This is a genomic window from Curtobacterium sp. WHRI 8282, from assembly GCF_040223925.2.
Classification (GTDB): Bacteria; Actinomycetota; Actinomycetes; order Actinomycetales; family Microbacteriaceae; genus Curtobacterium; species Curtobacterium flaccumfaciens.
Genome location: NZ_JBEHCD020000004.1, coordinates 271218 through 291847, shown reverse-complemented (window position 1 = coordinate 291847; position 20630 = coordinate 271218). Strand labels below are relative to the sequence as shown.

Here is a 20630-nt window from a genome sequence, read left to right as displayed (position 1 = left end):
CCAACCAGGATTCCGACCCTCCACCGCCTCACCAGCGGAGGAGCCTCCACCGCCTCACCAGCGGTGGATTCCGAGGATCAGGTGGCGGGCGCGCCCGCCAGGAAAAGAGACACGCATGCGCAGGCACGCGTCGCTGCCCGGTACCCCCGTACCCTCCGCAGCGGACGAACGGACACGACGGATCACCCGCGCCGACGGCCGAGCTCGAGGACGAGCGACGGACGGTCGGCGGCTCCTCCTGCGCGGCGGCGTCGTCGCCACGGTGACGGCGCTCATCGCCGCCACCGTGGCGATCCAACCCGCTGCGGCCGCCCAGACCGACGTCGCCGAGGCCGAGGGGCTGCTGCTCAGCGGCTCCGGCATCGTGAACGCCGATGCGGTCGCCCAGCTCGGCGGCGCGTACTCCGCGCGGGGCGCGAGCTCCGGCGGCGGCACCACGAACCAGCCGCTCGACCTGACGGCGCTCAACGCGGTCGGGGTGGACCTCGGCAACGACGTCGACCTGCTCGGCCCGAACGGCATCCTGACCCTCGGCGTCGACGGTCAGTACGCCACGACCTCGGCCACGGGCGCGACCGCGTCGTCGGGGCTCCTGACGAACGACGGCGGCATCGGGGTCGGCACCGGATCCGGCACCGGCGCCGCGACGGTCAACCTCAACCCGCTGTTCTCGCGCGTCGGCGCCGACACCACGGTGCTGTCGAACGCGCAGCTGCGGGTCGGGGCCCTGGCATCCCGGATTCAGGCGACGCGCGGCACCACGGTCGGGACGACGACGGACTACCGGATCGCCGGCGCGGACCTGAACCTGACGAGCCCGGCGGTCGCCGGACTCAGCACCGCGCTCCGGAACGACCTGCGCACCTTCTCGGGCACGGTGAACTCCGCGGTCGGTGCCGACGGCGCGCTGTCCGGCACGACCACGGCGCTGACGGGCGAACTGCAGCGGCTCCTCCGCACGACGAGCCTCGGACTCGTGAACGTCAACGGCACGACGGTCACCGCGACCGTCGACCTGAACCTCGACGACACCCTGACCCGTGTGCTGCAGCAGCCGCTCACGGACGGTGCGGTGACGATCACCCCGTCGACCGGCGCGATCACGGTCGACCTCGACCGGCTCACCACGCTCAACGGTCAGCCCGCGAACACGTCGGTGCTGACCGAAGCGGCCGTGAGCTCGATCAACCGGAGCATCACGACGATCCTCGGTACGCAGCTGCCGACGGCGCTGCAGACCGCGGTCGTCAACACGATCAACTCGACCGCCGTGCTGGTGAACGTCACCGCGAACGTCAACCTCGCGGGCATCCCGCTCACCGCACTGGCCCTCCGCGCGGACACCACGCTCGGCGCACTCGCCGGCACGTCGCCCGCCGCCGCCACGGTGACGGCGACCGGTGGCCCCCTCGGGCTGAACGTGCTCGGCACCCTGCTCGCCCCGGCGGTCAACACCGTCGTCATCCCGGCACTGCAGACCATCGTGCGTCCCCTGGTGACGGGCACGGCCCTGACGAACCTCGGCACGACGCTCACGGCGACGACCTCGGCCGTCTCCACCCTGCTGAGCCCCGTCGTGCTGCTGCTCCGTCAGGTCGTCGACCTCACCGTGAACGCGCAGGACACCACCGGCTTCCGCGACCCCCGCGGGTACGACACCGGATCGCGGAGCGTGCACGCCCTGCGGCTCTCCGTGCTCCCCGGGGCGAACGTCGCCACCGTGGACCTCGCCACCTCGACCGTGCGCGCCACGGCGTTCGCGGCTCCGACCATCACGGCGCCCACGGCCGGACAGCAGTTCACCGTGCCGTCGGCGACCTCGACCCGCAGCGTCGTCGTGAGCGGTGCCGGCGAGCCCGGCGGCACCGTCGCGGTCAGCCTCGGCGGGGACCGGACCGGCACCGCGACCGTCGCTGCCGACGGTGCCTGGACGACGACGATCGCCGACGTCCCCACCGGTGCGTACACCGCGACCGCGACCCAGACGGTCGGCGGCACCGCGGCCGGCACCGCGACGCAGGACTTCTCCGTCGTGGCCCAGCGCGCCCTGACGATCACCACCCCCACGGCCGGTCAGACCTTCACGACGACGGGGGAGACCGCCCCGGTCACCCTGACGGGCACCGCGACGGCGAACGCGCGCATCAGCGTCGACCTGGGCGGCGGCGTGACCGCGACGGGCACGGCGGACGACGCCGGCGCCTGGAGCGTCACCGTCCCCGAGGTCCCGGTCGGCGAGCAGACGGCGAGCGTCACGCAGACCGTCGGCGACACGACCTCGGCACCCGTGACCCGGTCCTTCCGGGTCGTGGCCGCGGCCGGCCTGACCGTCGACATCCCCACGGCGGACCAGGACTTCCCGCTCGCCGGCGACACCCGGTCCGTCCCGTTCTCCGGCAGTGCCCAGGCCGGTGCCCGCGTGGACGTCGACCTCGGTGACGGCCTGACCGCCACCACCCGCGCGAACGCCGACGGCACCTGGTCGACGAGCGTCACGGACGTCCCGGCCGGGGAGTACTCGGCCGAGGTCACCCAGACCGTCGGCGGCACCACGAGCGCCCCGGTCACCCGGGACTTCACCGTGACGGCGGCCCCCGCGCTCACCATCGACGAGCCGGCCGACGGCAGCACCATCACCGTCGCCGACGAGAGCTCGACCACCCCGGTGACGGTGTCCGGCTCGGCCGCCCCGAACGCCCGGGTCACCGTCGGCATCGGTGGTTCCTTCACCGCCGCGGTGACCGCGGACGAGGACGGTGCCTGGACGACGACCTTCGCCGACGTCCCGGTCGGAGAGCGCACTGCCACTGCGCGGCAGAGCGTCGACGGCACCACGTCCGGCCCGGTGGAGACCACCTTCACCGTCGAGGCGGGCGACCCGCTCGCGATCACCTCGCCGGAGGACGGCGACGTCGTCACCGTCCTCGACGCCGACACCACCACCGACCTCGACCTGGCAGGCACGGCCGAGGCCGGCGCCGAGGTGCGGGTCTCGCTCGGCGACGGACTGACCGCCACCACGACGGCCGACGACGACGGCACCTGGACGCTGACCGTCACCGACGTCCCGGTCGGCAGGTACACGATCTCGGCGACGCAGACCGTCGGCGGGACCACCTCGCCGGCCGTCCGCCAGGTCGTCACGGTGCAGGCGGGCGCCCAGCTCGCCGTGACCGCTCCGGCGCAGGACGCCACGGTCACGGTCGCCACCGACGACTCCGTCGTCGACGTCACCGTGCGGGGCACCGCGCAGCCCGGCGCCCGCATCGAGGTCGTCCTGGACGACGGCGACGCGGTGTCCACGACGGCGAACCCGCAGGGCGCCTGGTCGGTGGTCCTCACCGACGTCGGCACCGGCGACCACACCGCGACGGTCACCCAGACCGTCGACGGTGCGACCTCGGCACCGGTGGACCGTGACTTCGCGGTCGAGGCCGGCGACGAGCTCGTCATCGTGGCACCGGGTGACGCCCAGCAGGTGCCCGCCGGCACCGGCGGCCAGGCCAACGTGGTCGTCCGCGGCACCGCGGAGCCCGGCGCGACCGTCGCCGTCACGATCGACGAGGGCGACCCCGTCGAGGTCGTCACGGACACGGCCGGCAACTGGGAGCTCCCGACCACGCAGCTCGGCATCGGCGAGCACACCGTCGAGGCCGTGCAGACCGTGAACGGCACCGACGGCCCGGTGGTCACCCGTGACTTCACCGTGGTCCCCGGCAACGCCATCGTCATCGACACCCCGGCGAGCGGCGCACGCTTCGTCGTGGTCGACGCCGACGCCACCGCGACCGTCCGGATCACCGGAACGGCCGAGCCCGGTGCCGCGGTGACCGTCTCGGTCGGCCCCGGGACCCGGTTCACCACCACGGCTGACGACGACGGGCGGTGGGCGGTCGACGCGACCGGTCTCGCCACGACCGGCGTCTACACGGCGTCGGCCAGCCAGGAGGTCGAGGACGTCGTGACGAGCGCCGTCCCGATCACCTTCGAGGTCGTCACGGCCAACGCGCTGACGATCACCGGTCCGGACACGGACCCGATCTCGGTCGCAGGCCCCGACGTCGAGCGCGACGTCACGGTCACCGGCACCGGCCAGCCCGGCGCCGCGGTCACGGCGGCCCTCGCCGGCTCCGAGGACCAGGAGACGACGGTCGGTGCCGACGGCACGTGGTCGGTCACCTTCCCCGACCTCGGCGTCGACGTGCACCAGGTCTCGGTCACCCAGACCCTGGCCGGCAGCGTCTCCGACCCGCGCACCTCCGACCCGGTCGGGCGCACGATCACGATCGAGGCCGCCGAAGCCGTCACGATCACCGCACCGGGGACCGATGCGGTCCTGCTCGTGCCGGACGCCGACGCGACGCGCGACGTCGTGGTCACGGGTTCGGCGGAGCCGGGTGCGCCGGTGACGGTGCGTCTCGGCGACGACGAGGCGACCACCACCGCGGACGCGGACGGCGACTGGACGGTCACGTTCGGTGGGGTCGGTGTCGGCACCCCGACGCTCACCGCCAGCCAGACGGTCGGCGGGACCACCGCCTCCAGTCCGGACCAGACCGTCACCGTGCGGGCCGGAACCGCGCTCACCATCGTGACCCCGGAGGACGGCGACGTCGTGACGGTCGCCGACACGTCCGGCACCGCCGACGTCGAGGTGACCGGTCGGGCGCAGCCCGACGCCGAGGTGACGGTCCGGATCTCGACCGGCGAGACCGAGACGGTGACGGCGGACGAGGACGGCCGGTGGGAGACCACCTTCCAGGACGTCCCGGTCGGTGACCACCGCGTCACCGCGACGCAGGTCGTCGGCGGGCAGACCTCGACGCCGGTGACGGCGGCGGTGTCGGTCCGTGCCGGAGCCCCGCTCGTCGTGTCCACGCCGCGGGGTGCCACCACCGTCACGGTCGCGGACGACGACGCCACCACCGGGGTCGACTTCGCGGGTACCGGTGAACCGGGCGCGACCGTCACGGTCGACCTCGGCGACGGCGGGACCGCGACGGCGACCGTGGACGAGGACGGCCGCTGGGCGACCACGGTCGAGGACGTGCCGACCGGCTCGTTCACGGCCTCGGTCACGCAGGCCGTGAACGGCACCACGAGCGCGGCGGTCGAACGACCGGTGTCGGTGGTCGCCGCTGCCGACCTGGTCATCCGTGAGCCCGGCGACGACCCGATCACGGTGGCCGACGGTGACGCGACGACGACCGTGCCGGTTGCCGGTGATGCCCAGCCCGGCGCCACGGTGACGGTCACCGTCGACGACCGCGACCCCGTCGAGGTCACCGCCGGTGACGACGGCTCGTGGAGCGTCGACGTGCCGGACCTCGGTGTCGGTGAGCACACCGTCGAGGTGACGCAGACCGTGGACGGCTCGACCTCGACCACCCCGGTCGGGACGACGTTCGAGATCGAGGCGGGCGCGCCCGTCGTCATCACCGAGCCGACGGCCGACCAGGAGTACACGGTCGCCGACGGGGACGGCACGACGACGGTCGACGTCGCCGGTACCGCCGAGCCGGGCGCGACCATCGTGGTCGACCTGGGCGACGGTCGCACCGAGTCGACCACCGCGGACGACGACGGCGCGTGGAGCGTCTCGGTCCCCGGTGTGCCGGCCGGCACCACGACCGTCAGCGTCACGCAGCGCATCGACGGCACCGAGTCCGCGCCGGTGACGGTGGACGTCCGCGTCCTCGTCGCCGACCCGATCACGATCGCCACCCCGGCGGACCGGTCCACGATCCGGGTCGCCCAGCGCGACTCGGTCGCGACCCTCACCGCCGCGGGGGCCGCCGAGCCCGGTGCCGAGGTCCGTGTCACGATCGACGGCGGCGACGCCCGGACCGTGACCGCGACCGACGCCGGCACCTGGAGCGTCGACCTGCCGGACACCGCCGTCGGTGAGCACACGATCCGTGCGACCCAGACGGTCGACGGCTCGACGTCCGCAGCGGTGCGCAGCACCTTCACCGTCGCACCCGGTGCGGCGCTGACCGTCACCGCCCCGGCTGACGACACCACGTTCACCGTGCCGAGCACCGACCCCACCGCGACCGTCCCGGTCGGCGGCGAGGGCCAGCCCGGCGCGACGGTCCGCGTCGTCCTCGACGATGCCGACCCGGTCGTGGTCCGTGTCGGCACCGACGGACGGTGGGAGACCACGCTGGTCGACGTGCCTGCGGGCGAGCACACGCTCGTCGTCACCCAGGTCGTGAACGGCACGACGTCCGATGCGATCGAGCGCGACGTGACCGTCGTGGTCGCCGCCGCGGACGCGATCGTCGTGACCAGCCCGGCCGACGGCACCGACCACCGGGTGCTCGGCGGCTCGACCGACGTGCGCGTGACCGGTACCTCCGCACCGAACGCCACGGTCTCGGTCCGCATCGACGACGGCACCGCGGTCACCACGACCGCGGACGACGACGGCGCGTGGTCCGTGACGGTGCCGGACGTCGCCGAGGGGACCCACTCCATCGCCGCCAGCCAGACGGTCGACGGTGCCACGACCGACGCCCCGCGGGTCGGCTTCACCGTGACGGCCGCGACGCCGGTCGTCATCTCGAGCCCGACCGACGGCCAGGCATTCCCCACCACGGGGTCGACGAGGTCGGTCCCGGTGAGCGGCACCGCCGAGCCCGGTGCGACCGTCACGGTCGACGTCGACGGCCGGAGCGCGACGACGACCGCCGGCGACGACGGTTCGTGGACGGTCACGATCGGTGGCGTCCCCCTCGGGGACCACACGGTGTCCGTGACGCAGACGGTCGGCGGTCGGACCTCCGACCCGGTGACCGCCGACGTCACGGTCGTGGCCGCGCAGGAGACGGGCATCGTCATCACGAGCCCCGACCCCGGGCAGCTGATCCAGGCGGACGGCTTCGGGGACACCGGCTCGTTCACGGTGACCGGTCAGGCCACCCCCGGCGCCGCGGTGACGGTGACCCTGTCCACCGGGCAGGTCCGCACCACCACCGCCGACGACGAGGGTGCGTGGAGCGTCGTGTTCGAGCGCGTCCCCGAGGGGGAGTGGATGATCAGCGCCACGCAGTCGGTGAACGGCACGACCTCGGCGGCGCCGCAGGTGCCGATCGTGGTCGACACCCTGGAGCCGCTCGCGGTCACCTCGCCGACACCGGGTTCGCAGTACACGGCGGACGAGGACGGTGACCACGACCTGATGGTCACGGGTACCGCCGAGCCCGGCGCGACCGTCACCGTGCAGCCGATGGGCCGCGACGCGGTCGCCACGACGGCCGACGAGGACGGCACGTGGTGGGTCATGGTCGGGCTGCCGGTCGGCGGGCACATGCTGCGCGTCACCCAGTCGGTCGGCGGGTTCACCTCGCAGGCGCAGATGCTCCGCGTCATGGTGATGGACGACGCCGTCGACCCGGAGGAGCCGGGCACGCCCGGCACCCCGGGCACGCCCGGTACCCCCGGAACGCCCGGGACGCCCGGGACGCCCGGTACGCCCGGACTGCCCGGCACGCCGGGGACCGGCGGGGGCTCCGGGACCGGTATCGGGGCCGGCAACGGCACCGGCGGCGGCTCCGGGAACGGCTCCGGCACCGGGATCGGTGGCTCCGGCAACGGCACCGGTGACCTCGCCTGGACCGGCGCGGACGTCGTCCCGATCGCCGGCACCGCGGCGGGCCTGGTGGCCCTCGGGTTCCTGCTGCTGGGGCTCTCCCGCCTCGCCCGCGGGTTCCGTCGCCGCACCCGCGGCTGAGTCCGCACCAGCGTCACACACCGCGCCTCCCGCCCGTCGACCAGACGGACGGGAGGCGCGGTGCCGTCCGGGCGCTCGGCCCACCGCCTGTGGGTGGTCCGGCCCGGCGGGACGACCTGTGGACGGGCACGCGGGTTGTCGGTCGTGACGGCTACCCTTGTCGCGTGGTCACCGCCCTGTATCGCCGTTACCGGCCCGAGAACTTCGCCGAGCTGATCGGGCAGTCGCAGGTCACCGACCCGCTCCGCACGGCGCTCCGCACGAACCGCGTCAACCACGCCTACCTGTTCAGCGGCCCGCGTGGCTGCGGCAAGACGACGTCGGCCCGCATCCTCGCGCGCTGCCTGAACTGCGCCGAGGGCCCGACCGACACCCCCTGCGGTGTCTGCCCGAGCTGCGTGGAACTCGCCCGCGACGGCAGCGGTTCGCTCGACGTCATCGAGATCGACGCCGCGAGCCACAACGGTGTCGACGACGCGCGTGACCTGCGCGACCGTGCCGTGTTCGCCCCGGCCCGCGACCGCTACAAGATCTTCATCCTCGACGAAGCGCACATGGTGACGCCGCAGGGCTTCAACGCGCTGCTCAAGCTGGTCGAGGAACCCCCGGAGCACGTCAAGTTCATCTTCGCGACGACCGAGCCCGAGAAGGTCATCGGCACCATCCGGTCGCGCACCCACCACTACCCGTTCCGGCTCGTCCCGCCCGCGGTGATGCTCGAGTACATCGAGCAGCTCTGCACGCAGGAGTCCGTCTCGGTGGCCCCCGGCGTCCTGCCCCTGGTGGTGCGTGCCGGCGGCGGATCCGTCCGTGACACCCTGTCCCTGCTCGACCAGCTGATGGCCGGCAGCGAAGACGGGGCGATCGCCTACGAGCGTGCCGTGGCCCTGCTCGGCTACACCGACGCCGCCCTGCTCGACGACGTCGTCGACGCCCTGGCCGTCGCCGACCCGGCGTCCGCGTTCGCCGCGATCGACCGTGTCGTGCAGACCGGACAGGACCCCCGCCGCTTCGTCGAGGACCTGCTCGAGCGCCTGCGCGACCTGATCGTCGTCGCGGCGACCAACGAGAGCGCCGCCGCGGTCCTGCGCGGGGTCTCACCGGAAGAGCTCGACACCATGAGCCGCCAGGCCGGGGTCTTCGGCGCGACCGGGCTCTCCCGCTCCGCCGACATCGCGAACCGGGCCCTCACCGAGATGACCGGCGCGACCTCGCCCCGGTTGCACCTCGAACTCATGACGGCCCGGATGCTCGTGCCCGAGGCCGACGACACCCAGCGCGGAGCCCTCGCCCGGGTGGAGCGACTGGAACGTCGTGTCGGGGTGGGCGACGCTGGTGGGCACGACGCCGGTGGACACCAGGCCGGCGCCGGCGAGCAGTCCGCTCCCGCCGTCGCCGCTGCACCGCGTCGTGAGCAGCCGGCAGCCGCGGCTCCTGCTCCCTCCCTCGCCCCGTCGCCCGCTCCGGCAGCGCCTCGCACGACGCCCGAGCGTCCCGTCGAGCAGCCCGCCGCGCCGCAGGCCGACTCCGGAGCCGTGGCTCGTGACGCCGCAGCGTCGTGGGCAGCGGTCGCTCCGAGCACCCCTGGAGCACCCGCGCAGACCTCGGCCGAGCCCGCGAAGTCCTCGGGCGAGCCCGCGAAGTCCGAGCCTTCGAAGCCCGCTGCCGAGCCGGTCAGTCCGTCGTCCACCGGTCAGGGCACGACGATCGGTGACGAGCCCGCCGTCCGGACCGTCGGTGCCGTCGGCTTCCAGCAGATGCGCGACTCCTGGCCGCAGATCGTCGAGCATGTGCAGCACGCCAAGCGTTCGGCGTGGTCGGTGGTCGTCACGGCGCAGGTCACCGCGCTCCGCGACGACGTGCTGACGCTGACGTTCCCGAGCCAGCAGGACGTCGCCTCGTTCAAGGAGATGTCCGACCCCTCGGCCAGCGTCAGCGAACTGCTGCGCGCCGCCATCGTGGACGTCCTCGGGCTCCGCGTGAAGTTCGTCGCCCGCGGGCCCGGACAGCAGCAGCGTCCCCCGCAGCAGCAGCAGCCGGCTCCGGCGCAGCAGGCCGCACCGGCCCAGCGTCCGGCCCCCGCCGCCGCGAGCCCGGCTCCGGCTCCGGCTCCGGAGCCCACAGCACCGGAAGCCCCGGCGCCGGCGTCCGCTGCCGCCTCCACGACGACGGCCGCCCCTGCCACGGAGCCGAAGGCCGCGTCGGCAGCACCCGAGTCGACGGCAGCCCCTGCGCCGACGGCAGCGCCGGCGCCGAAGTCCGCGCCAGCGCCGAAGTCCGCGCCGGAGCCGAAGGCAGCGCCGACCGCGTCCGCGCCGCAGCGCGACCAGGCACCGGCCGAGCCGACCCCCGCTCCCTCCGGTGCACCGGTGACGGACTGGGCAGTCGCGACCATCCCCGCCAGCGACCCCACCGCCGACGCCGTCCCGGAGTCCGTCGAGCCCAGCTGGGCGGCACCCTTCGGCACCGTGCCGGCGTCCGCGCCGGTCGCCCCCGCCGAGACGAGCACGCCCCAGCCGACCGAGCCGGCACCGTCGGCCGCACCCGCGCGACCGGCCGGTGCCACGGCCGGGAAGCCCGACCAGCCGACCACCCCGGGTCCGCAGGCGGCGTCCGGAGCGGGCGCCGTGCCTCCCGGCGGTCCTGTCGTGCCGGGCGTACCGGTCGACGACTACCCGCTCGACGACGAACCGTACGACGACGGCGCACCGTTCCCCGACCCGGGGATCGGACGCGGCGCAGCGCCAGCAGCGCCCGCAGCCGCGGCGCCGGCAGCCCCGGTGCAGCAGGCCGCACCGCAGCGCGCGGCCCAGCCCGCCGCCGCTCCCGCACGCACCGCACCGCCCGCGCGCCGCGCCCCGGTCGCCGGCCGGTACGGCGAGGCCGTCGTGCGTGAGATCCTCAACGCCCAGTTCATCGAGGAGACCGCTCTCCACCAGGACGGTGCCTGATGTACGACGGGATCGTCCAGGACCTCATCGACGAGTTCGGCCGCCTGCCCGGCATCGGACCGAAGTCGGCGCAGCGCATCGCCTTCCACATCCTGCAGACCGAGTCGTTCGACCCGAGTCGTCTGTCCGAGCTGCTGGCCGACGTCAAGGAGCGGGTCCGCTTCTGCGAGATCTGCGGCAACGTCACCGAGAACGTCCAGTGCAGCATCTGCCGTGACCCGCGCCGCTCCCCGGCCACGATCTGCGTCGTGGAAGAAGCGAAGGACGTGGCGGCGATCGAGCGCACCCGGGAGTTCCGTGGGCTGTACCACGTGCTCGGCGGGGCGATCAGCCCGATCGACGGCATCGGACCGGACGACCTCCGCATCCAGCAGCTCATGACGCGCCTGGCCGACGGCACCGTGGCCGAGGTCATCATCGCGACCGACCCCAACCTCGAGGGCGAGGCGACGGCGACCTACCTCAGCCGGCTGCTCGTCCCGATGGGCATCCGCACCACGCGGCTCGCGTCGGGGCTGCCGGTCGGCGGCGACCTGGAGTACGCCGACGAGGTCACGCTCGGTCGTGCCTTCGAGGGGCGCCGCGTCGTCGGCGGCTGACCCCCACGCAGGATCCTTGCGTCGGGGCCCGCTCGCACGCAACATCCCCGAAACACCGACTACCATTGTGAGACCGCGTGACCTCGCGGTGTCGCCGTCTCCGGGAGTACCAGCCAGTGGCCTTGATCGTGCAGAAGTTCGGTGGTTCATCCGTCGCGGACGCCGAGAGCATCAAGCGCGTGGCGAAGCGGATCGTCGAGACGAAGAAGGCCGGCAACGACGTGGTCGTGGCGGTGTCGGCGATGGGCGACACCACCGACGAACTCGTCGACCTGGCGCACTCCGTCACGCCGATCCCCGCCGGCCGTGAGCTCGACATGCTCCTGACCGCGGGGGAGCGCATCTCGATGGCGCTGCTCGCGATGGCGATCAAGAGCCTCGGGGTCGAAGCGTCCTCCTACACCGGCAGCCAGGCGGGCATGCTCACCGACGCCCAGCACGGCAAGGCCCGCATCGTCGACGTCACCCCGAAGCGGGTGCGCGAGGCGCTCGACTCCGGCCACGTCGCGATCGTCGCCGGGTTCCAGGGCTTCAACCGCACCACGGGCGAGATCACCACGCTCGGCCGCGGCGGCTCGGACACCACGGCCGTCGCCCTCGCCGCAGCACTCGACGCCGACGTCTGCGAGATCTACACCGACGTCGACGGTATCTTCACCGCCGACCCCCGTGTCGTGCCGAAGGCCCGCAAGGTCGACCGCGTCACCAGCGAGGAGATGCTCGAGCTCGCAGCCTCGGGTGCCAAGGTCCTGTACATCCGCGCCGTCGAGTACGCCCGGCGGCACGGCGTCACCCTGCACGTCCGGTCCTCGTTCAACAACAACGAGGGCACCATCGTCTACAACCCTGCCGAGGGGGAAACCGTGGAAGAACCGATCATCACCGGGATCGCCGGAGACCTCTCCGAGGGCAAGATCACCGTCGTGGGGGTCCCGGACCAGCCGGGCAAGGCCGCCGAGATCTTCACCAACGTCGCGCGCGCCGGGGCGAACATCGACATGATCGTCCAGAACGTGTCGGCGGCGTCGACCGGGCGGACGGACATCTCGTTCACCCTGCCGAAGGACCAGGGCCAGACCGTGCTGACGGCGCTCGAGGTCGCGAAGGCCGACATCGGCTACGAGAGCATCCAGTACGACGACCAGATCGGCAAGCTCGCCCTGGTCGGCGCCGGGATGCGCACGAACGCCGGTGTCTCGGCGCAGCTCTTCCGCGCCCTGCACGACGCGTCGATCAACATCGAGATGATCTCCACGTCCGAGATCCGCATCTCGGTCGTCACCCGCGCCGACACCCTGAACGAGGCGATGCGCGTCGTGCACAGCGCGTTCGGCCTCGACGCCGACGCCGAGGCCGTCGTCTACGCCGGCACCGGCCGCTGACGCCCGCCGACCCGTCGATCCGCTGAACCACCAGGAGCACCGCATGAGCACCCTCACCGTCGCCGTCGTCGGCGCCACCGGCCAGGTCGGCGCCGTGATGCGTCGCCTGCTCGAAGAGCGCGCGTTCCCGGCCGACCGGGTCCGCTTCTTCGCGAGCGCCCGTTCCGCCGGTACAACGCTGCCGTTCCGGGGCGAGCAGATCGTGGTCGAGGACTCCGAGCTCGCCGACCCGTCCGGCATCGACATCGCGCTGTTCTCCGCCGGGGCCACCGCCTCGCGGGCCCTCGCGCCGAAGTTCGCCGCAGCCGGAGCGCTCGTCGTCGACAACTCGAGCGCCTGGCGCATGGACCCCGACGTCCCGCTCGTCGTGAGCGAGGTGAACCCGCACGCCATCGACCAGGCGCCGAAGGGCATCATCGCGAACCCGAACTGCACGACCATGGCGATCATGCCGGTGCTCAAGGTGCTCGACACCGAGTCCGGGCTCCGCCGCCTGGTCGCGACGACCTACCAGGCGGTCTCCGGTTCCGGGCTCGCCGGGGTCGAGGAACTCCTGGGCCAGGCGAAGGCCGCGCTCGAGCAGGACACCGCTGCGCTGACGCACGACGGATCCGCCGTGACGTTCCCCGAGCCCGTCAAGTACGTCCGCCCGATCGCCTTCGACGTCGTGCCGCTCGCCGGCAGCATCGTCGAGGACGGCCTGGGCGAGACCGACGAGGAGAAGAAGCTCCGGAACGAGAGCCGGAAGATCCTCGAGCTCCCCGACCTGCTCGTCGCCGGCACGTGCGTGCGCGTCCCCGTGTTCACCGGGCACTCCATCTCGGTGCACGCCGAGTTCGAGCGTCCGCTGTCGCCCGAGCGTGCGACCGAGATCCTGTCGAGCGCACCCGGAGTCGAGCTCTCCGACGTCCCGACCCCGCTGCAGGCCGCCGGCCAGGACCCGGCGTTCGTCGGCCGCATCCGCGCGGACCAGTCCGCGCCCGAGGGCCGCGGCCTCGTCCTGTTCGTCAGCAACGACAACCTGCGGAAGGGCGCCGCGCTCAACGCGGTGCAGATCGCGGAGACGATCGTCGCGCGCCGCTCCGTCGACGCGTAACGCGCCGAGCGCGCCGAGCGCGACCAGCAGACGGACAGGAGGCCCGTGGCGACACCGCCACGGGCCTCCTGTCCGTCTGTCGGATGCCGCCGGTAGGATCGACGGGTGGCAGAGCAGCAGGTGGACCCCATCGACGTCGTCCTGATCGGCGGAGGCATCATGAGTGCCACGCTCGGGGCCATCATCCACAAGCTCGAGCCCAGCTGGAAGATCCGCGTGTACGAGCGGCTCGGTACGGTTGCGCAGGAGTCCTCGAACCCGTGGAACAACGCCGGTACCGGGCACTCGGCACTGTGCGAGCTGAACTACACGCCTGAACTGCCGGACGGGCGTGTCGACATCGCGAAGGCCGTCACGGTCAACGAGCAGTTCCAGGTCTCGCGGCAGTTCTGGGCGCACCTGGTCGAGACCGGTGTGCTGCCGGAGCCGTCGAACTTCATCAACCCCACGCCGCACATCTCGTTCGTGTGGGGCGAGGCCAACGTCGCCTACATGCGTGCCCGGTACGAGGCCATGCGTGACCACCCGCTCTTCGCCGGCATCGAGTTCTCGGACGACCCGGCGCAGATCCGGAAGTGGGCGCCGGCACTCATCCCGGGCCGCAAGAAGGACCAGCCGATCGCGGCGACGTACTCGGCAGCCGGCTCGGACGTCGACTTCGGGTCACTCACCCGCCAGCTCTTCGACCAGCTCGAGATCGACGGTGTCGAGTTCGAACCCTCGCACCAGGTCACCAACCTGACCCGCTCGAAGGTGTCCGAGGGCTGGGTGCTCAACGTCCGCAACGAGATCGGCCGGTCGACGCAGCGCATCGCCGCGAAGTTCGTCTTCGTCGGCGCCGGCGGCGGAGCCCTGCACCTGCTGCAGAAGTCCGGCATCCCGGAGATCCGGGGCTACGGCGGCTTCCCGGTGTCGGGCGAGTTCCTGCGCACCGACGACCCCGAGGTGGTGCAGAAGCACTCCGCCAAGGTCTACGGCAAGGCCAGTGTCGGCGCCCCGCCGATGTCGGTGCCGCACCTCGACACCCGCATCGTCGACGGTGGTTCGTCGCTGATGTTCGGGCCGTACGCCGGGTTCAGCCCGAAGTTCCTGAAGCAGGGCTCGGTCCTCGACCTGTTCCGCTCGATCCGGCCGCACAACCTCCGACCGATGCTGAGCGTCGCGTTCTCGAACTTCGACCTGGTCCGCTACCTGGTCGGCCAGCTCCTCGCGTCGAAGCACACCAAGTTCGAGGCGCTCCGTGACTTCATGCCGAGCGCCGCGCCCGAGCACTGGCACCGCATCACCGCTGGCCAGCGCGTCCAGGTGATCAAACCCGACAAGGACAAGGGCGGCGTGCTGCAGTTCGGCACCGAGGTCATCACCGCCGCCGACGGCTCGATCGCGGGGCTGCTCGGTGCGTCGCCGGGTGCCTCGACCGCCGTGCCGATCATGCTCACGATGCTGCGCCGGTGCTTCCCGGACCGGTGGGATGCCTGGCAGGACGACGTCCGAGCGATGGTGCCGACCTACGGGCAGGACCTCGGCGACGACCCGGAGCTGGCGGACGCCACGCTCGAGCGCACCGCGAAGGTGCTCGGCCTGCACCACTGAGGACTGCACCGGACCGCTCCGCCTTGCAGTCTGTTCGAACGTGTGTTCGAATGACGGCATGCGGTGGAGTGGACAGGCGATCGATGCCGAGCAGAGCGACGCACTGCCCGGGATGGAGTCGAACAGCGGGTTCGTCCGGAGCGTGACGACGCCCGAGTTCGCCGGGGTGACCTTCCACGAGGTCCTGGCGAAGAGCGCCCTGAACCGGGTGCCGAGCGCGGACGGGTCGGGGACGTACGGCTGGACGATCAACCCGTACCGCGGGTGCAGCCACGCCTGCGTGTACTGCTTCGCCCGCCCGACGCACACGTACCTGGAGTTCGACGGCGGCGCCGACTTCGACCAGCAGATCGTGGTGAAGACGAACGTCGCCGAGGTGCTGCGGCGTGAGCTCGGCAAGCCCTCGTGGGACCGCCACCCGGTGGCGCTCGGCACGAACACCGACCCGTACCAGCGGGCCGAGGGGCGGTACCGCCTGATGCCCGGTGTGATCGAGGCGCTGGCGGAGTCGCGCACCCCGTTCAGCATCCTGACGAAGGGCACGCTGCTGCGCCGCGACCTCCCGCTGCTGGTCGAGGCGGCGAAGGTGGTGCCGGTCGACCTCGCGATGTCGATCGCCGTGTACGACGACTCGCTGCAGCAGTCGGTCGAGTCCGGCACCCCGACGACGTCGGCCCGGCTGGCGACCGTGCGGGCCATCCGCGACGCTGGGCTCGACTGCGCGGTGTTCCTGATGCCCGTGCTGCCGTACATCACCGACACCCGCGCACACCTCGACGACGCCATCGGTCGGGCGACCGCGGCCGGTGCGACGAGCATCATGTACTCGGCGCTGCACCTGCGACCCGGCGTCAAGCCGTGGTGGTTCGAGTGGCTCGGCCGCGAGCGACCCGACCTGGTGCAGCGGTACCGCGCGATGTACCTCGACAACACCTACGCGCCGAAGGACTACCGACGGTGGCTGTCGGAGCGCATCCGCCCGATCCTGGCGGCCCACGGGGTCGGACTGGGGCGGGTGGACCCGGCGACGGGGTCGATGGGCTTCTCCGAACCGCGAACGCTGCAGTCGGGCGTGCCAGAGGAGCAGTCGGTGCCGACGGTGTCACCGCTGAAGCGCGCCGACCCCGGGTTCGACCAGCGGCTGCTCCGGCCGGCGGCGGCACAGACGCTGTTCTGAGGGGTGTCCGTCCGGGTCGTGTCCGGTCCACGTTCGGGGGACAGCAAGACCCCGGTCCAGGCCGCTATCATCGTGCGGGTCGCCGCACGGCCCCGGATTCGGGGTACACGGCCGCTGCTCCGGTGGTTGGATCGTGGACGGCGCCCTCGCCACCCGGAAGGATCCACCTCGTGCTCGGCATCCCCACGCACCTCGCACCGCGAGTGAACGCGTGGTCGACCGTGCGCGCATTCCACGCCGGCGCCATCGGGTCCCTGTTGGCCGCGGCCATCACGCTCGTGCTCTACGGCCTGTCCGAGCCCGGGGCGCAGGTCGTCGGCACCGCGCTGGCGGTCGTCCCGATGCTCGCCATGATCGGCGTGCACGTGCAGTTCGGCACCCGGGTCTCGGCGATCGCGTTCCTGGCCGTCGGCGGTGTCTGCGCCTGGTGGTTCGCCGTCGGGGTCCAGCAGCAGGTGCCGACCGGGTGGGTGACCTCGTACCTGATGTCCCTCGTCGTGATCCCGCTCATCCTGGTCGGGGGAGCGGGGGCCGTGCCGAGCCGCGTCGTGCTGTGGTCCTTCGTGGGCTTCCTGACCGGACGACTCGCCACCTGGATCGCCATCGTGCAGGCCGACCAGCCGCCCCGTCCGCTCATCCTGGCGTGGGTCACCCTGGGCTTCGTGGTCGCGCTCGTGCTCTTCACCACCCGCAGCACGGGCCGGAGCGAACGGGTGCAGCCCGAACTCCTGCGCTCCGCGCGCGAAGAACACGTGTCCGCCTACCGCGCCGGGGTCGAGGCCGAGGCGTCCGCGATCCTGCACGACACCGTGCTCAACCACCTCGGCGCCATCGCCCTCGCGCCGGACGGCCCGATGGACCCGCACCTCGCCGAGACGGTCGACGCCGACGTCGCGGTGCTCACCGGCAAGGGGTGGCTCGCGCCGACCGCCCGCCCGCGTCCCGGGGCCGCGGCCGAGGCGTTCGGCGCCATGGTCGACGAGCACCGGACGCTCGGGCTCGACGTCACCGTCTCCGGTGACACCTCCGCGCTGGAACGCCTGGACCAGCGTGCACTGTCGGCGGTCGTCCGGGCCGTCGGGCAGTGCCTGGCCAACGTGCGGAAGCACGCGGGGACCGACGCCGCCGAGGTGAGCGTGTTCGACGACAGCGCGTCCTGCACCGTCATGGTCGTCGACGACGGTCGTGGGTTCGACGAGGACGCCACCGGAGCCGACCGGATGGGCCTCCGCGGCTCGGTGCGTGAGCGGATCGGCCGGGTCGGTGGCGACGTCCAGATCTGGTCGTCGCCCGGCTCCGGCACGAGCGTCATGATGACCGTGCCGTACGGACCGGTCACCGGCGCGGTCACCGTGCCGGTGGTCAGCGACGAGCGGGGGACCGAGCGATGACGACGGCACGGCAGCGCGGGTCCCGCCGCACCGCGCAGCAGTACGACCCGCTCGGCGCGATGGGGTCGCGGCCCCTGGCCCTCGTGCTCGGGGCCGGCAGCGTCGTCTGGGCCCTGCTCGTGTCGATCTTCGACCGCGACGTCGTGGGCAGCCCGACACTCAGCGCCCTCACGGTGCTGCTCGTCGCGGCCTCGGCGGTGGTGGTGTTCGCTGCCTCGAGCCCGTTCCGTGCGCCGTTCCCTCGTTCGGCGTTCGTCGCGCACGTGGGGTTGCTCGGCCTGGCGTCGGTCACGAGCGTCGCGGCGCAGTGGGGGCCGGACCGCAGTGCCCTGAACGACTTCATGTCCCTGATCACCGCGACCGGCATCGTCATGGTCGCCCCGTACCGCCCGTGGACCGACCTGACGGTCGGCGGGGTCGTCCTGGCCGCTGTGAACGCCGTGACCTGGGGTGCGGGCGCCGCGGAGTTCCCGCACGAGGTTCCGGTCGCCGTCGCGGCGTTCCTGGCCGCGGCCCCGACGCTCGCGCTGACCGCCGCGTCCGCGGTGTTCGCCTGGACCTTCGCGGGGCTCGCCGAACGGGTGCAGATCCGTGCCGGGTCGTACTCCGTCGCGCGTGCCGAGCGGGACGGCATCGCGGCGAGCGTGCAGCAGGACCGCTCGACGATCCTGTCCCGCGACGTCGCCCCGTTCTTCGCCGAGCTCCGCACGCGCGACGTCATCACCGACGCCGACCGTGCCCGTGCCCGCGCGATCGCCGACGGCATCCGGGCGTCCATGGTCGCCGACGCCGATCGCACCTGGTTCGAGCACGCCGTCCGGGTCGACGGCGGCCAGGCGCCGGTGGTCGACGACCCCGACGGCCTCATCGCGACGCTCGACACCGACCAGCGGGCGGTCGTCCGCACCTTCGTCCGTGCAGCGCTCCGCGCGTCGACCGTCGACCCGGCCGGGTTCCGCGCGACCGTGCGACGAGCCGACACCGTGGCGGGCCCGGCCGCCCAGGCAACCCCGGCACCCCTGGCAACTCCGGCGTCGCCGGCAGCGTCGGCGCCCCTTGCCGCCCGGCCCGCGCAGTCGCCCGCACCCGCTCGTGTGTCCGTCGACCTGGAACTCGCCGTCGCGGACTCCGACATCGGCATCCACCGCACCTTCGACCCCTACTTCGCCGTCCTCCGCGTGACGTTCCCCGACCTCGACGTCGCGGTCCGCCCTTCCGCCCTCGCACTAAGGTTCTCCTATGACCAGCACTGACCCGAACAGGCTCTCGGAGGGGTCGCCGTCCCTCCCGAACCCGGGAGCACGACGTGTGCGGCTGGCCATCCTCGACGACCACGAGGTGCTGCTGGACAGCCTGTCGAGCTGGATCGCGGTGAACGCGTTCGACTTCGACCTCGCCCTGACCGCGCACACCTGGCTCGAGATGGTCCACAGCGACAGCTTCCCGACCGACCTGGTGTTCCTGGACTTCCAGCTCAAGGAACCCGTCTCGATCGAGGCCCGCGTCCGCACCTGCCGTGCCGCCGGCGCGAAGGTGATCGTGCTCTCGAGCGTCGACAGCCGTGAGTCCCGCGACCGTGCCCTGGCCGCCGGTGCCGCGGCGTTCCTGTCGAAGTCGCTCCCGATGCGCGAGGTCATGGACGTCGCCCGCGAGATCATGGGCGTCGCCCGCGAGACCCCGCAGCCCCGGGAGTGGCGTCCGCTGCCGACGGGCGCCGCCGCCCACCAGCGGCCGAAGCTCAGCGCCGGTGAAGAAGAGGCGCTCCGGCTCTACGTGTCCGGCTACTCGACGAACGAGGTCGCCGCGCAGATGAACGTGCAGTACGAGACCGCCAAGACCTACCTGCGTCGCGTGCGCGAGAAGTACAGCAAGGTGGGCCGCCCCGCCTCGAAGAAGTCCGACCTGATCCGTCGGGCCGCCGAGGACGGGTTCCTCGCGTAGTGGCGAAGCTCTACTTCCGCTACGGCGCGATGAACAGCGGCAAGAGCACGGGCCTGCTGCAGGCCGCCTACAACTACGAGGAGCGCGGGCACCGGGTGCTGCTCGCCAAGCCCGCCGTGGACACCAAGGGCGACCGTGAGATCGTCTCGCGCCTGGGCGTCACCCGGACCGTCGACATCGTCTTCTCCCCGGACGCCGACGTGCGCCAGGCCGTCACCGCCTCCGGCGCCGTCGACCCCGAGTCGGACCGCCTGGACGGCATGGTGCGGCCCGTCAGCTGCGTGCTCGTCGACGAGGCGCAGTTCCTCACCCCGCGGCAGGTCGACGACCTGCTGCGCATCGCGGTGCTCGACGAGATCCCGGTCATCACGTACGGCATCCGCACGGACTTCCGCACCGAGGCGTTCCCCGGCAGCGCCCGCCTGCTCGAGGTCGCGCACTCCCTCGAAGAACTGAAGACCATCTGCCGCTGCGGCCGCAAGGCGGTCTTCAACGCCCGCACGGTCGACGGTCGGTTCGTCTTCGACGGCTCCCAGGTCGCGATCGACGGCGTCGACGTCGCCTACGAGTCGCTCTGCGCCAACTGCTACCTGACGGAGTCCGGAGGCCGCCTCGACGGCGCCTGACGCTCGGCGCCCGAGACGCCACCGAAGGGCGGCCTGGAGGCGCGGTACGGGCCCCGCCACGGGCCTCCAGTCCGCTGCACGGTGCGTCCAGGGCGCGCCGCACGCGTCCGCCGAGTGGTCGCGAACCGTCGCTGCCGCG

General features: G+C 72.8%; 11 protein-coding genes. All 11 read left to right on the top strand.

The features are described from left to right. Positions 1–115: 115 nt before the first annotated feature. The 11 genes from ABRP24_RS15205 to ABRP24_RS15155 all read left to right on the top strand — a co-directional run bounded on the left by ABRP24_RS15205 (position 116) and on the right by ABRP24_RS15155 (position 20491). A complete protein-coding gene (locus tag ABRP24_RS15205; protein WP_349849069.1) occupies positions 116–7735 on the top strand; it encodes a choice-of-anchor G family protein in 7620 nt (2539 codons plus the stop codon). A gap of 164 nt (positions 7736–7899) precedes the next feature. Beyond that, positions 7900–10686: a DNA polymerase III subunit gamma and tau gene (locus ABRP24_RS15200; RefSeq protein ID WP_349849067.1), complete on the top strand. Its 2787-nt coding sequence runs from the start codon at positions 7900–7902 to the stop codon at positions 10684–10686. Next, positions 10686–11285, top strand: coding sequence for a recombination mediator RecR (gene recR / locus ABRP24_RS15195; protein WP_017888680.1), 600 nt, complete (start codon positions 10686–10688; stop codon positions 11283–11285). The genes ABRP24_RS15200 and recR overlap by 1 nt, the downstream gene beginning before the upstream one ends. Positions 11286–11401: 116 nt before the next feature. Further along, a complete protein-coding gene (locus ABRP24_RS15190; RefSeq protein ID WP_017888681.1) occupies positions 11402–12667 on the top strand; it encodes an aspartate kinase in 1266 nt (421 codons plus the stop codon). Between the two features lie 43 nt (positions 12668–12710). Then, complete coding sequence (locus ABRP24_RS15185; RefSeq protein WP_071405015.1) at positions 12711–13763, top strand: aspartate-semialdehyde dehydrogenase; 1053 nt, start codon at positions 12711–12713, stop codon at positions 13761–13763. Between the two features lie 105 nt (positions 13764–13868). After that, a complete protein-coding gene (locus tag ABRP24_RS15180) occupies positions 13869–15356 on the top strand; it encodes a malate:quinone oxidoreductase (protein ID WP_349849066.1) in 1488 nt (495 codons plus the stop codon). A 58-nt stretch (positions 15357–15414) separates the two neighbouring features. After that, positions 15415–16533, top strand: coding sequence for an Rv2578c family radical SAM protein (locus ABRP24_RS15175; protein ID WP_111056155.1), 1119 nt, complete (start codon positions 15415–15417; stop codon positions 16531–16533). A 170-nt stretch (positions 16534–16703) separates the two neighbouring features. Then, entirely contained in the window at positions 16704–17924 is a 1221-nt protein-coding gene (locus ABRP24_RS15170) for a sensor histidine kinase (RefSeq protein WP_214520548.1), read from the top strand. Further along, on the top strand, positions 17921–19177 hold the full coding sequence (locus tag ABRP24_RS15165) for a hypothetical protein (RefSeq protein WP_349849063.1): 1257 nt from the start codon (positions 17921–17923) through the stop codon (positions 19175–19177). The genes ABRP24_RS15170 and ABRP24_RS15165 overlap by 4 nt, the downstream gene beginning before the upstream one ends. Then, positions 19164–19865, top strand: a complete 702-nt coding sequence (locus ABRP24_RS15160; protein ID WP_035808846.1) for a response regulator transcription factor — start codon at positions 19164–19166, stop codon at positions 19863–19865. Before ABRP24_RS15165 ends, ABRP24_RS15160 begins: the two co-directional genes overlap by 14 nt. Next, complete coding sequence (locus tag ABRP24_RS15155; protein WP_349849060.1) at positions 19865–20491, top strand: thymidine kinase; 627 nt, start codon at positions 19865–19867, stop codon at positions 20489–20491. Before ABRP24_RS15160 ends, ABRP24_RS15155 begins: the two co-directional genes overlap by 1 nt. Positions 20492–20630 lie beyond the last annotated feature (139 nt).

What these genes read in the sequence shown, in the direction of transcription:
- ABRP24_RS15205 (WP_349849069.1), top strand. Translation starts at nt 116, where the DNA reads ATGCGCAGGCACGCGTCGCTGCCCGGTACCCCCGTACCCTCCGCAGCG.
- recR (WP_017888680.1), top strand. Translation starts at nt 10,686, where the DNA reads ATGTACGACGGGATCGTCCAGGACCTCATCGACGAGTTCGGCCGCCTG.
- ABRP24_RS15185 (WP_071405015.1), top strand. Translation starts at nt 12,711, where the DNA reads ATGAGCACCCTCACCGTCGCCGTCGTCGGCGCCACCGGCCAGGTCGGC.
- ABRP24_RS15175 (WP_111056155.1), top strand. Translation starts at nt 15,415, where the DNA reads ATGCGGTGGAGTGGACAGGCGATCGATGCCGAGCAGAGCGACGCACTG.
- ABRP24_RS15165 (WP_349849063.1), top strand. Translation starts at nt 17,921, where the DNA reads ATGACGACGGCACGGCAGCGCGGGTCCCGCCGCACCGCGCAGCAGTAC.
- ABRP24_RS15160 (WP_035808846.1), top strand. Translation starts at nt 19,164, where the DNA reads ATGACCAGCACTGACCCGAACAGGCTCTCGGAGGGGTCGCCGTCCCTC.